Below are 12939 nucleotides of genomic sequence, written 5' to 3'. Positions count from 1 at the left end.
TCAAATATGGAAAAATTTGTATACAGAATAATAATATCCTTTATTTTAATCGGAACAGTAGTAAAATCTGAATATGCAATTAAAAATGGAGATTTATATTATAGCTTTAAAGAGTCTAATTCGGAATATAAAATGACTGAAGCGGACATAAAAACTTTAAAAGTTCTGAACGATAATTATGCAATAGACGGAAAACATGTATTTTTCCAGAAAAATATCATAGAAAATACTGATTTGAAGACATTTAAAATTTTAGAAGGTTTTTACTCAAAAGACAGAAAAAATGTATACTATAGAGAGCATAAAATTTCAGGGGCAAATCATGAAACATTTGAGATTTTAGATGATTCTTATTCAAAGGACAGAAAAAATGTGTATTTCATGTACGATGTTTTAAAAGGAGCCGATCCGAAAAGTTTTCGCCGTATTCCGGAAACAGATTTTTACAGAGATAAAAACAATATATTTTATAGCAGTGAAAAAGTCGGAAGTATAAAAGGAGAAAATATTAAAAGAATAAATCAGAATTTAATAAAAAATGACGGTAGTCTTTTTATGGCTTTCTGGAAATATGATAAATTTAAGAATAAAAAAATAGAAATAATAACAAGAAACGACAGTAGTCTTAGTTATTATATAAAAGACGGGAAAAATATCTACTATCTGGCACGTTCGATGGAAGAAGAAGTGGACGGAAAACTTTTAAAATTGAAAGAGATTGATTATGCTACTTTTGATTTTATTGATAAGGAGTTTTCTACATATATAAAGGATAAAAACGGTATTTATTATGTTTCAAGAGGCGGTGCAAATAAAATTAATGCAGACAGAGACACATTTAAAATTATAAATGTTATATTTTCTAAAGATAAAAACAATGTTTTTTATGATAATGTTAATCTCGGTATTCATTCGGAAGGATTTGAGATACTGGCTTATGTGTGGGATTCGACTTATTATTTAAGAGATAAAAATAATGTTTATTATTTGGATGCATATATAGGACCTCCTACAGTAAAAATTGTAAAAGGGGCAGATGTAAAAAGTTTCACTGTAATTGATAATTTATATTCAAAAGACAGAAATAATATTTTTTGTAACGCGGAGATTTTAAAAGGTGCAGACATAAAAACTTTTGAAATTGCTTCGGATGACGGTGAAATAACGGCAAAAGACAGTAAAAATAAATATGACAGAAATTGTAAAATAATAAAATAACAGGAGAAAAAATGAGTGAAAACGCAGAAAAAAATTTTTATATTATAAGTTTCAGTTATAAAAATTTGAATTTGGAAGAAAGAGAAAACTTTGTAAAAAAAGGATATAAGGAAATATTGGGGAACTATCTTGAAAAGTCTTTAATAAAGGGCTATATTGCTGTGGAAACTTGTCTAAGAATAGAACTTTATATGGAAATTACCAATGATTTTAATATTGAAATGATGAAAAGAGATTTTGGAATAGAAAAAATGAAGGTTTATAAAGATACTGACGGAATAAAGTATCTTTTAAAAGTAATATGCGGACTTGATTCTATTATAAAAGGAGAAGATCAGATACTTGTTCAGCTGAAAAAAGCATATTTTGAAGCATTGGAAAAAGGAACGACTTCCACGCTTTTAAATATTGTGTTTAATCAGGCAATCGAAACAGGGAAAAAATTTCGGAGCGAGAGTAAAATAAACGAAAAGAATATTTCTCTTGATTCTATAGCCGTGAAATTTATAAAAACGAAGTTTGAAAGCCTTGAAAATAAAAATATATTTGTAATAGGGGTAGGAGATTTGAGTCAGTCTATACTGGCATTGCTGCATAAAATGAATAACTGTAAACTTACTATGACAAACAGAAGTTTAAGACGGTCAATCGAGCTGCAGAAAGTATTTCCCGATGTGGAAACGAGTGAATTTAATCAAAAATACGAAATTATAAAAGAAAGCGACATTATAATAAGTGCGACGTCAGCTCCCCATTTGGTAGTAGTCAAGGAAAAAATGAAAGATATACTGAATGACGGAAAGAAAAGATTTTTCCTTGATTTGGCAGTTCCGAGAGATATTGAAACGAGTATAGGTCAAAATGAAAACACTTCTCTTTATCATCTGGAAGACATATGGGCGGAATACAATAAAAACGTCGAAAAAAGAGATGAAATAGTAGAAAAATATTTTTATATTATTGAAGAACAGCTGGAAAAAATATCGGAAAAACTTGAAAAAAGGAAAAATACGGAAATTTATCAAAAAACGGATTAGAGGAAAGAAGATGAAATCAAATAAAATAATAATCGGGACAAGAGGAAGTATACTTGCTCTTGCACAGGCTGAAAAAGTTAAAGAAATGCTTATTGCAAAATACGATGAACTCAGAAAAAAAGAAGATTTTAAGGGAATAAGCGATTTTAATAAAAATGAATCACTCACAATAGAACTGAAAATAATAGTTACTACAGGAGATAAGGATTTAAGAGATTTTGACAAAATAAAAGGGACGACTCAAAAAGAATTGTTTGTAAAAGAGATAGAAAAAGAAATGCTTGAAAATAAAATAGATTTTGCGGTGCATTCATTGAAAGATATGCCTCAACAGACGCCCGAAGGACTTCTTAATGCCTGTTTTCCTTTGAGAGAGGACAACAGAGACGTAATCGTTTCCAAAAGCGGAAAAAAACTAAACGAATTACGTGAAAAATCGGTAATAGGAACGGGAAGTATAAGACGGGAAACGGAACTTTTGAATTTAAGAAAAGATATTATAATAAAGCCGATAAGAGGAAATATACATACAAGGTTGAAAAAGCTCGATAACGGAGAATACGATGCTATAATACTTGCAGCAGCAGGACTGAAAAGAACAGGACTTTCAGACAGAATTACAGAATATTTTGAAGACGAAGTATTCATGCCGGCTCCGGGGCAAGGAATATTATGTATTCAGTGCAGAGAAAATGATGACAGAATAAGAGAATTATTGGAAATAATAAACGATAAAGAAGTGGGAATAATGTGTGAAGCCGAAAGAGAATTTTCAAGAATATTTGACGGCGGATGTCATACTCCCATAGGATGTTCTTCGACTATAGAAGGGAATACATTGAAATTAAAAGGAGTATACAACAAAGACGGGAAAAGAATATTTTCCGAAATAGAAGGAGATAAAAATAATCCGAAAGAAATTGCACAAAAATTAGCTAAGGAGATAAAAAATAATGAGTAAAGGAAAAGTTTACATAGCCGGAGCAGGTTGTGGAGATGAGAAGCTTATAACTGTGAAGTTGAGAAATATAATAAAAGAAGCAGAATGTATAATTTATGACAGACTTGTAAATGAAAGTATTTTACAATATGCACAACCTGATGCAGAATTGATTTATATGGGGAAAGCCAATACTGAAGGTGGAGAATTACAGAGAGAGATAAATGAAACAATAGTAAAAAAAGGAAAAGAAGGACTGAAAGTATTGAGACTGAAAGGGGGAGATCCTTTTGTTTTCGGTCGGGGCGGCGAGGAAATTGAGGTTTTGATTGCAGAAAATATAGATTTTGAAGTCATTCCCGGAATAACTTCTTCCATAGCAGTCCCTGCTTATGCGGGAATACCCGTTACTCATAGAGGGATAAATACTTCTTTTCATGTGTTTACAGGGCATATGAAAATAGACGGAAATGAACTTGATTTCCCGACTATTGCCAAATTGGACGGAACTTTGATTTTCCTAATGGGATTAAGCAATCTTGAAAAAATAGTAACAAACCTTATAAAAAACGGGAAAAATCCTGAAACTCCCGTGGGAATAATAAAGGACGGAACGACTGCGAAGCAGAAAACATATGTCGGAACAATGTCAAATATAGTAGATATCGTAAAGGAAAATAACATAAAATCTCCCGTTATAATAATAATCGGAGAAGTAGTAAATCTGAGAGAAAAAATGAAATGGTTTGAAGACAAGCCTTTATTTGGGAAAAATATTCTTGTAACAAGAAATAAGGAAAAACAGGGAGATATAACGAATAAAATCAACGAACTGGGAGGACAGGCATTAAATCTTCCGTTTATAAATATAGAATATATTGATTATGAAATGCCCGATTTGAGCAAATACAGTGCAATACTGTTTAACAGTATAAACTCTGTTGCCGGATTTATGAGAAAAATAAAAGATATAAGAATACTGGGAAATGTTAAAATCGGTGTTGTAGGGGAAAAAACCGATGAAGAAATGAGAAAATATAAAATAATTCCGGATTTTTATCCGAAAAAATATACTGTAGAAAAACTTGCAGAGGAATGTGTAAACTTTACAAAAGAGGGAGATAATGTCCTGTTTATAGTATCGGATATCTCTCCTGTAAATGAAGAAGAATACACAAAACTATACAAAAGAAACTGTAAAAAACTGGTTGTATATAATACAAAAAAAGTTAAAGTGGAAAAAGAAAAAGCCGAAAGATATGTTGAAAAAAGTGATATTCTGATGTTTTTAAGTTTCTCGACTTTTGAAGCTTTTGCTGAAAGTATTGATTTGACTGGAAATGAAGAAATGAAAAAGATTTTAAATGAAAAAACAGTAGCTTCGATAGGTCCTGTTACTACAAAAACTATAGAAAAGTATGGAATAAAAGTGGGAATTGAAGCAGAGAAATTTACTGAAGAAGGTATTGTTGATGCTCTTTTGAAAAGAAAACAAAAAATTTTATCTGCTTTTTTAGAAAAAGTAGCAAAAAACAGGCGACTAAAATTTTACTAACTCGAAATAACTCACTCCACTATAAAAACAACAAACTCGCTTCGGATTAAAAATCCTCGCTCAAACAGTTGTTTTTATAACGCTTCGTTTCGTATTTCTCGAAGTAAAATTTTAATGTCGGGGAAAGTAGGCATATATAATTGCAACATTCATATTTTATAACGTGAAAAATGTGATAGTGAGCGTAAAATGAAAACAACTATTTTGTTTTCATAGCGAACGGGCATTTTTAAGTATATAAAATATGAGTTGCTTGATTTTTTGTCTTATTTTTTTATAAAAAAAGTAAGTTGGTAGAGGCAATGAGCCCTCATCAAATTCATCTGTAAAGGAGAAAAAAATGAAAACCGAAAATTCCAAACAATTATTTGAAGAGGCGAAAAAAGCCATACCGGGAGGAGTAAACAGTCCTGTGAGGGCGTTCGGCTCAGTAAAAAAGGATTATCCGATATTTATAGAAAGAGCAAAAGGCAGTAAAATCTATGACGAAGACAGTAATGAATATATAGACTGTATAGGTTCGTGGGGACCTATGATTTTAGGACACAATTATCCTGAAGTATTGGAGTGTATAAAAAAAGAAGTGGAAAAAGGGACGTCTTTCGGACTGCCCACAAAAAAAGAAGTGGAATTGGCAGAACTGGTGAAAGATTGTTTTCCGTCCATTGAAAAATTAAGGCTGACAACTTCGGGAACGGAGGCTGCAATGGCGGCAGTCAGAGTTGCCCGTGCCTATACAGGTAAGAATAAAATACTGAAATTTGAAGGATGCTATCACGGGCATTCGGATTCGTTAATGGTAAAAGCAGGTTCAGGACTTCTCACATTTGAACATCAGGACAGTAACGGTATTACTGACGGAGTAATAAAAGATACGATAACATTACCTTTCGGAGATATAAAAAAGGTACGTGAATTGTTTGAAAAAGAAAAAGATATCGCATGTATAATATTGGAGCCGATTCCGGCAAATATGGGACTAATTGAAACTGAAAAAGAATATTTGGAAGAATTGAGAAAAATAACCGAAAAAGAAAATGTGCTTTTAATATTTGATGAGGTAATAAGCGGTTTCAGAGTGGCTTTAGGAGGAGCACAGCAACTGTACGGGATAACTCCCGATTTGACAGTGCTTGGGAAAATAATCGGAGGAGGTTATCCTGTAGGCGGTTTCGGGGGATGTGAAGATATTATGAATCTTATTTCTCCGTTGGGAAATGTCTATCATGCGGGAACTTTATCGGGAAATCCTGTTTCTGTAGCAGCAGGAATAAAGACAATTTCTATATTAAAAGATAATCCTGATATGTATACAAAATTAAATGAAAAAGTTGCACAGTTTGTTAAAAAACTTGAGAAATTAGTAGAGAAATATAATATAAGTGCAACTGTAAACAGTGCAGGGAGTTTGTTTACAATATTTTTTTCCGATAAAAAAGTGAAAAACCTTGATGATGCAATAAATACAAGTGATGAGATGTATAATATATATTTTGATACTATGACTGAAAACGGAATAATGGTACCGCCTTCAAAATATGAAGCTCATTTTATATCTATAATTCATAGCGAAGAAGAAATGCAAAAAATACTTGAAATTACAGAAAAGGCTTTTCAAAAAATGAGAAAGTAAAAATAGAAATCTAATTTACTGTTATATTGGAGAATTGTTATGGAAAAGATAATGTTGGCAGGGAGTACAGGATATTTGGGAAGTTATATTCTGTCGGAACTTCTTAAAAGAAACTACTCTGTAAAAGCTGTTGTGAGAAATAAAAGTAAAATAAAAGAAGAATTTTTAAAAAATAAAAATTTGGAAATCTTTGAAGCTGAACTGACAAATCCTCAAACTCTCAAGGATTGCTGCAAAGATGTAGATGTTGTGATTTCTACTGTAGGAATAACAAGGCAGAAAGATGGACTGACTTATATGGATGTGGATTATCAGGCGAATGTTAATTTGTTGAGGGAAGCCGAAAAGTTTGTCGATAACGGAAAAAGTAAAAAAAGATTTATTTATATTTCGGTATTTAACGAAGAAAAAATCGAGAATACAGCTCTTTGCAAGGCAAAAGAAAAATTTGTAAAAGAGTTGAAAAATTCACGATTGGATTATTGTGTTATAAGACCGACAGGATTTTTTTCGGATATATCGGAAATATTTAAAATGGCTGAAAGAGGGAAAGTATATTTATTCGGAAAAGGGGAATACAGAATGAATCCCATACACGGTGAAGATTTGGCAGAATTTTGCGTGAACCGTATTCACAGTTCTGAGCAGGAATTCCCTGTAGGAGGTCCCGAAATATTTACTCAAAAGGAACTTTCCCGAGTTGCATTTAAAATATCCGGAAAAAAAGAAAAGATAGTTTATATTTCCGATAAAATAAGAGTCTTAATTTTGAAAATTGGAAAGTTTTTAATGCCTAAAACTAAATTCGGTCCGATTGAGTTTTTTCTGAATGCAATGTCAATAGATATGGTTGCTCCCGAATACGGAAAACACACAATAGAAGAATATTTTGAAGAATTGAAAAATCAGTAAACAAAGAAAGGGAAAGTTTTGATGGGATATTCTGAAATTTTAAATGAAACTTTGGAAAAAATAGTACCTTTGAATAAAGAAAGAATGGAAAATAAACAAAAAGAACTTAATTCTCTTTTGAAAACTCCTGACGGATTGGGAAAACTGGAAAAACTGGCTGTTCAGCTGGAAAGAATAAAAGAAAATTACAGTCCCGAAAAAAAAGTTGTAACGGTAATGGCTGCAGATAACGGAGTGGAAAGAGAAAATGTAAGTAAATCCAAACGTGTTATAACTCAATATGTAGTAGAAGCGATGCTACAGGGGAAATCTTCCATAAATGCTCTCGGAAATACATTCGGAAGCGATGTGAAAGTCGTTGATCTGGGAATCGATGAAAAAACGGATGTTAAAAAAGAGATAGATTTAACAGGAATTATAAATAAAAAAATTATGCAGGAAGGAACTGATAATATAGCTGAAGGTCCTGCCATGTCTTATGAAACAGCTTTAAAAGCTATAGAAATCGGGATAGAAACTGTAGATGAACTTATTTCAGAAGGATATAATCTGTTTGCAACAGGAGAAATGGGAATAGGCAACACAACAACAAGCAGTGCAGTGCTGAAAGTCTTTACGGACTTGCCCTTAGGAGACATTGTCGGTTACGGAAGCGGAATAAGCGACGAAACTTTGGAGCATAAGAAAAATATTGTGAGAAAAGCAATAGAAATAAATAATCGCATAGAAAAAATAAATATTAAAGATCCTGTAGATGTACTGGCTAAAGTGGGAGGACTTGATATTGCAGGAATGACAGGTGTATATTTGGGATGTGCAAAAAATAAAGTCCCTGTGGTAATAGACGGTCTTATTTCGTCAGTTGGGGCATTGGCAGCCTACAGACTTTGCAAAGATGTAAAAGGATACATGATACCCTCTCATTTGAGTGAAGAGCCGGGAATGAAATACATAATGAAAGAACTGGAAATAGAGCCGTTTCTTTTTATGAATATGAAACTGGGTGAAGGAACAGGGGCTATAATGATGTTTCCTGTGATAGAAGCGGCATGTAATATAACAAAAATGGTAAGGAAATATCCGATATTACTTTAATAGAAGATATTACAGAAAATTATTTTGTAAAATCCTGTATTTTCGGAATCAACCTAAAAAATAAGAAAACACAGATAACGAGAGTATTAGGAAAGTATAAACTCTCATTTGGAGGATGAATGGATAATAGCGGAAATGTTTTGAAGCTTTATATTGTAAGGCACGGAGAAACCAAATGGAATGTAGAAAAAAGGTTTCAGGGACAGACAGATTCAGACTTGACCGAAAAAGGAAAGGAAAAAGTCGGGAAAACAGGAGAAGAATTGAAAAATATTTTATTTGATGCAGTTTATACAAGTGAACTCGGAAGGGCTGTAAAATCTGCTGAAATAATTTTGTCAAAAAATATTAATAAAAAAAATAGATTACAAAAATTGACCGAGTTAAATGAAGTTTATTTCGGTAAATGGCAGGGATTGAGTTATAATGAAATATTTGAAAAATATCCCGAAGAAGCAAATAATTATTTTTATGATATAAAAAAATACTATGCTAAAAATATTGAAGCGGAAGAGTTGAAAGATGCTCTGGACAGATTTTTGAAAGGAATGGATAAAATAGTAAAAAATCATAAATCCGGGAATATACTTGTTGTTACTCACGGAACGGTACTTGAAATGTTCATTAATCATGTGATAAATAAGGATACAAAAGATATTGATGAAAGAAAACTCATAGGAAACGGTAAATATAGAATATTTACTTATAAAAACGGGGAATTTTTAACTGCGGATTAGAAAATAACTAATTAATATAGATTTGAAAGGAGAATCAAAATGATTTGGATAATAGGAGGAACAAAAGATTCGAGAGATATTCTTGAAAGGCTTATAAAAGAAACGGACAAGGATATAATCGTAAGCACTGCCACAGGATATGGAGGAAAATTGCTGGAAGAGTATACTGAAAATAACGGGAATGGTAAAAGAGAAATAAAAGTAATTTCCGAAAGACTGAACGAAGAGCAGATGAAAGCCCTGATAAAAGAAAATAATATAACGGAAATAGTGGATGCAAGTCATCCTTATGCGATAAATGTAAGTAATTCGGTAATTAAAGTAAAAAATGAGACCGGAATAAAATATATAAGATTTGAAAGAAAAATGCTTGATTACGGAAATGATAAAGTGGAAAAATTTGACAGTCTTGAAGAAGTAAATAATTATGTGAAAGGGCTGAGCGGAAAAAATATACTGAGTACATTGGGTTCAAATAATCTGGGCGATATAAAAGAAATGGGAGAAAACAATAATCTTTATGTAAGAATATTGCCGACAACGGATTCTATAAAAAAAGCTGAAGATTTGGGATATTTACCGTCAAGAATAATAGCTGTTCAGGGACCTATTGATAAAGTGTTGAATAAAGCAATGCTTGAAAGCTATAAAATAGACTATCTTATAACAAAAGAAAGCGGAGCAACAGGAGGAGAACAGGAAAAAGTCGAAGCGTGCAGAGAAAACGGTACGACAGTCCTTGTTGTAAAAAGACCTTTTGTAGATTACGGAACAGTTTATAACGAAATTGATGATTTGATGAAGGAATTTAGATAAAAATTTTTAAATTTTATACTGTTTTGAAAGTTATTATTTAATATATGAAATTTCACATATAAAGCACTCCCGCTATTTGTAATTCCATACAATTGCGGGAGTTTTAATGTCTAACTACAATATATGTATTGCTTCTTCGTCAATTCCAAATGTAAGCATTTCACCCACTTTTTTTATTTCTTTTCCATGAGGGTTACTAAGGATTATTTCAATAATTTCATTTTCTGATTGTACTTCATATTCATGATTTTCACCCATAAATACACTTTTTACAACTTTAAGAGTATTTGAATTCTTTGAGAAATCCATAGATTCAGGTCTTACTACTATTTTAATGTTATCTCCAACATTATGTGTTGTAGTTTCAGGGACATTGTATTCCGAATTAAGTAATTTTATTTTAGTAAAATTACTGTGTTTTTCTAGAATTTCGGCATTTAATATATTTGCTCTGCCTATAAATTTAGCAACAAATTCACTATTCGGTTTTTGATATATTTCCGTAGGACTTCCGACTTGAATTATTTCTCCATCACGCATTAAAATTATTTTATCTGAAAGAGCCATTGCCTCAGCTTGGTCATGAGTTACGTAGATAGAGGTAATACCGACTTCCTGTTGTAATTTTCTTATTTCGTCTCTCATGTGAAGTCTCAGTTTTGCATCAAGATTTGATAAAGGTTCATCAAACAATAATACTGAAGAGTTCATTATTAAGGCCCTTGCCAGTGATACTCTTTGTTGCTGTCCTCCCGACATTTGAGAAGGAACTCTTTCAGCAAAATCTTCCATTTTCATTAATTGCAGAATTTTCTTCACACGCTCGTCGATTTCCTGTTTACCTTTTTTCTGAAGTTTAAGACCGTAAGCAATATTATCATATACATTCATATGAGGAAAGAGAGCATAATTCTGAAAAACCATTGATATACCTCTTTTGTCGGGAGTAAGATAGGCAATATCTTTTCCGCCTATTTCTATACTTCCTGATGTAGGAATTTCAAATCCTGCAATCATTCTGAGGACAGTAGTTTTTCCACAGCCTGAAGGACCTAGAAGACAAATAAATTCTCCTGAATTAATAGATAAATTAACGTTTTTTACAGCTTCAACTCTTCTTGTTTTTGTTATAAATGTTTTGGTTAAATTTTTTATTATTAAGCTTTTTGATTCACTCATTTCAGTTAATCTCCTTTAATTATTTTTTTGCATTTGTAAATGACATAAGTATTTTTACAATTATCATAAATGTTGAAACTATTATTATCAAAATTGTACAGTATGCCGAAGCGATTCCTATTCTTCCCTGATCTATATGGTTCATTATTTCCGGCGTTAATAATTTCCATTTGGCTGAAATAAGAAATACTACGGTACTTACCAATGTCATACTTCTTGCGAAAGAGTATATTAATCCGCTAAGAAATGCCTCTCTTATCATGGGTATTGTAACTTTAAAAAATGTTTGTCTACTTGATGCTCCCAGTATTGTAGAAGCTTCTTCAATAGAAGGATCTATTTGATTTAAAGCACTCATTCCCGAGCGAACTCCTACAGGTAGACTTCTTATTATAAATGCCATTACAATTATAAACGCAGTACCTGTTAGTGTAGGTATCAGAGTTATATTTGTAAAAGGAATTTTATAAACTTTATTATAACTGATTGCATATCCGATACCGATTATTGTTCCCGGAATAGCTAATGCCATAATAGTAGTAAATTCTATAAATGTTTTTCCGATAAAATTTTTTCTGACTATCAAAAATGCGATAATCATTGAAAAAACACTCGCAATCAGTGTAGCCCAAAGAGATAAATTTGTTGTTGCAATTATAGGAGCGATCCTATTTTTAAATCTAAAAATTTCCTGATAGTGTCTTAATGTAAAATTATTTTTAATACCGAATATTTCTACAAAAGAACTTAAAGGTATTAATATATACATTATAATAACAAATGAAGTTAGAAGAATCAGCACTGTAAATATCGGAGTTACTATTTTTTTACTGTCAATTAATTCTCTTTCTCTCGAAACCTTTCCTGTTACAGTAACATAAGATTTTTTGTTAATATAATATCTTTGTATTGTAAACATTGTGATAGACAAAGAAAGTAATATAATAGACAATGCCGTAGCAATACCCAATTCGTAATTTCCTACACCTTCCTGAAATATTTTTACTGCTATTGTAGTAAACTTTCCTCCAATAACAAAAGGATTTGCATAATCAGCAATGGATTGTATAAAAACGAGTAAAAAAGCATTTGCAAGTCCCGGTAACATAAGAGGAAATGTTATTGTGGTAAATACTTTTAATCTTGATGCTCCCAGTGAACGTGAAGCTTCTTCCACAGAAGGATCTATCATTTGTAAAAGACCTACAAGCATCATATATGCAATAGGGAAAAAACTCAAGACTTGTACTAATACCAAACCGTGAAATCCGTAGATTTCGAATCCTTTCATTCCTAACATTCTGCTTGTGATAATCCCCTGTCTTCCAAATAACATTATAGCGGATAAAGCTATAACAAAAGGGGGAGAAATTATAGGTAACATTGCGATGAAGTCAAAAATCTTTTTTCCTTTGATTTTAATATAAACAGAAACATACGCAAAGAAAAATCCGATAATTAAGGAAATTATTGAAGTTACAAATCCTAATAGTATAGTATTCAATATTACTTGAAAATTACCGCTTGCAGTGAAAGATTCAATATAATTTTCCAATCCGATTTTCCCTTTTCCTATTTTTAAACTTTCTAAAAGTATATTCCATAATGGTACTAATACAAAAAAAGTAACAACGGCTAAAGAAAAAATAATAGTTAAAAGTAATACAGGGTCATTTATAAGTTTTCTTATATTTTTCAGTTCATGATTCAATTTTAACTTAAAATCGTTGTTCATTGTTTTCCTCCGTTAAGAAAATTTACTGAGAATACATATGTATTCTCAGTATTTAGATAATTCTTAATTTTATTATTTTATA

General features: G+C 31.5%; 11 protein-coding genes. 9 read left to right on the top strand and 2 right to left on the bottom strand.

The window, feature by feature from the left end:
• Positions 1-6 precede the first annotated feature (6 nt).
• From FVE72_RS10395 to cobK, 9 genes are all read left to right on the top strand, one after another.
• Positions 7-1218, top strand: coding sequence for a DKNYY domain-containing protein (locus tag FVE72_RS10395; RefSeq protein ID WP_026738277.1), 1212 nt, complete (start codon positions 7-9; stop codon positions 1216-1218).
• Between the two features lie 11 nt (positions 1219-1229).
• Positions 1230-2255, top strand: coding sequence for a glutamyl-tRNA reductase (hemA, locus tag FVE72_RS10390; protein WP_026738276.1), 1026 nt, complete (start codon positions 1230-1232; stop codon positions 2253-2255).
• A 10-nt stretch (positions 2256-2265) separates the two neighbouring features.
• Positions 2266-3216: a hydroxymethylbilane synthase gene (gene hemC, locus FVE72_RS10385; protein WP_026738275.1), complete on the top strand. Its 951-nt coding sequence runs from the start codon at positions 2266-2268 to the stop codon at positions 3214-3216.
• A complete protein-coding gene (gene cobA / locus FVE72_RS10380) occupies positions 3209-4750 on the top strand; it encodes a uroporphyrinogen-III C-methyltransferase (protein WP_026738274.1) in 1542 nt (513 codons plus the stop codon). The genes hemC and cobA overlap by 8 nt, the downstream gene beginning before the upstream one ends.
• A gap of 340 nt (positions 4751-5090) precedes the next feature.
• Positions 5091-6383: a glutamate-1-semialdehyde 2,1-aminomutase gene (gene hemL, locus FVE72_RS10375; protein ID WP_026738273.1), complete on the top strand. Its 1293-nt coding sequence runs from the start codon at positions 5091-5093 to the stop codon at positions 6381-6383.
• Positions 6384-6422: 39 nt separating this feature from the next.
• Positions 6423-7295 (top strand): SDR family oxidoreductase, encoded by an 873-nt coding sequence (locus FVE72_RS10370; protein WP_026738272.1) that lies wholly within the window; start codon positions 6423-6425, stop codon positions 7293-7295.
• A gap of 21 nt (positions 7296-7316) precedes the next feature.
• Positions 7317-8390, top strand: a complete 1074-nt coding sequence (gene cobT, locus FVE72_RS10365; RefSeq protein WP_026738271.1) for a nicotinate-nucleotide--dimethylbenzimidazole phosphoribosyltransferase — start codon at positions 7317-7319, stop codon at positions 8388-8390.
• A gap of 119 nt (positions 8391-8509) precedes the next feature.
• The gene (locus FVE72_RS10360; RefSeq protein WP_026738270.1) at positions 8510-9127 is read left to right on the top strand and encodes a histidine phosphatase family protein; all 618 of its coding nucleotides are present in this window, start codon (positions 8510-8512) and stop codon (positions 9125-9127) included.
• A gap of 39 nt (positions 9128-9166) precedes the next feature.
• The gene (gene cobK, locus FVE72_RS10355) at positions 9167-9943 is read left to right on the top strand and encodes a precorrin-6A reductase (RefSeq protein ID WP_026738269.1); all 777 of its coding nucleotides are present in this window, start codon (positions 9167-9169) and stop codon (positions 9941-9943) included.
• 114 nt (positions 9944-10057) lie between these two features.
• Here cobK and FVE72_RS10350 read toward each other — a convergent pair whose 3' ends face one another.
• Positions 10058-11122 carry an ABC transporter ATP-binding protein gene (locus tag FVE72_RS10350; protein ID WP_006807197.1) on the bottom strand — a complete coding sequence of 355 codons (1065 nt, stop codon included), beginning with the start codon at positions 11120-11122 and terminating at the stop codon, positions 10058-10060.
• Positions 11123-11141: 19 nt separating this feature from the next.
• Complete coding sequence (locus FVE72_RS10345; protein ID WP_006807223.1) at positions 11142-12857, bottom strand: ABC transporter permease; 1716 nt, start codon at positions 12855-12857, stop codon at positions 11142-11144.
• Between the last annotated feature and the right edge of the window lie 82 nt (positions 12858-12939).

This window comes from Pseudoleptotrichia goodfellowii, assembly GCF_007990505.1.
Lineage (GTDB): Bacteria > Fusobacteriota > Fusobacteriia > Fusobacteriales > Leptotrichiaceae > Pseudoleptotrichia > Pseudoleptotrichia goodfellowii.
The sequence above is the reverse complement of the archived record's forward strand: the minus strand, read 5'-3'. Positions and strand labels throughout refer to the sequence as shown.

What these genes read in the sequence shown, in the direction of transcription:
- FVE72_RS10395 (WP_026738277.1), top strand. Translation starts at nt 7, where the DNA reads ATGGAAAAATTTGTATACAGAATAATAATATCCTTTATTTTAATCGGA.
- hemA (WP_026738276.1), top strand. Translation starts at nt 1,230, where the DNA reads ATGAGTGAAAACGCAGAAAAAAATTTTTATATTATAAGTTTCAGTTAT.
- hemC (WP_026738275.1), top strand. Translation starts at nt 2,266, where the DNA reads ATGAAATCAAATAAAATAATAATCGGGACAAGAGGAAGTATACTTGCT.
- cobA (WP_026738274.1), top strand. Translation starts at nt 3,209, where the DNA reads ATGAGTAAAGGAAAAGTTTACATAGCCGGAGCAGGTTGTGGAGATGAG.
- hemL (WP_026738273.1), top strand. Translation starts at nt 5,091, where the DNA reads ATGAAAACCGAAAATTCCAAACAATTATTTGAAGAGGCGAAAAAAGCC.
- FVE72_RS10370 (WP_026738272.1), top strand. Translation starts at nt 6,423, where the DNA reads ATGGAAAAGATAATGTTGGCAGGGAGTACAGGATATTTGGGAAGTTAT.
- cobT (WP_026738271.1), top strand. Translation starts at nt 7,317, where the DNA reads ATGGGATATTCTGAAATTTTAAATGAAACTTTGGAAAAAATAGTACCT.
- FVE72_RS10360 (WP_026738270.1), top strand. Translation starts at nt 8,510, where the DNA reads ATGGATAATAGCGGAAATGTTTTGAAGCTTTATATTGTAAGGCACGGA.
- cobK (WP_026738269.1), top strand. Translation starts at nt 9,167, where the DNA reads ATGATTTGGATAATAGGAGGAACAAAAGATTCGAGAGATATTCTTGAA.
- FVE72_RS10350 (WP_006807197.1), bottom strand. Translation starts at nt 11,122, where the DNA reads ATGAGTGAATCAAAAAGCTTAATAATAAAAAATTTAACCAAAACATTT.
- FVE72_RS10345 (WP_006807223.1), bottom strand. Translation starts at nt 12,857, where the DNA reads ATGAACAACGATTTTAAGTTAAAATTGAATCATGAACTGAAAAATATA.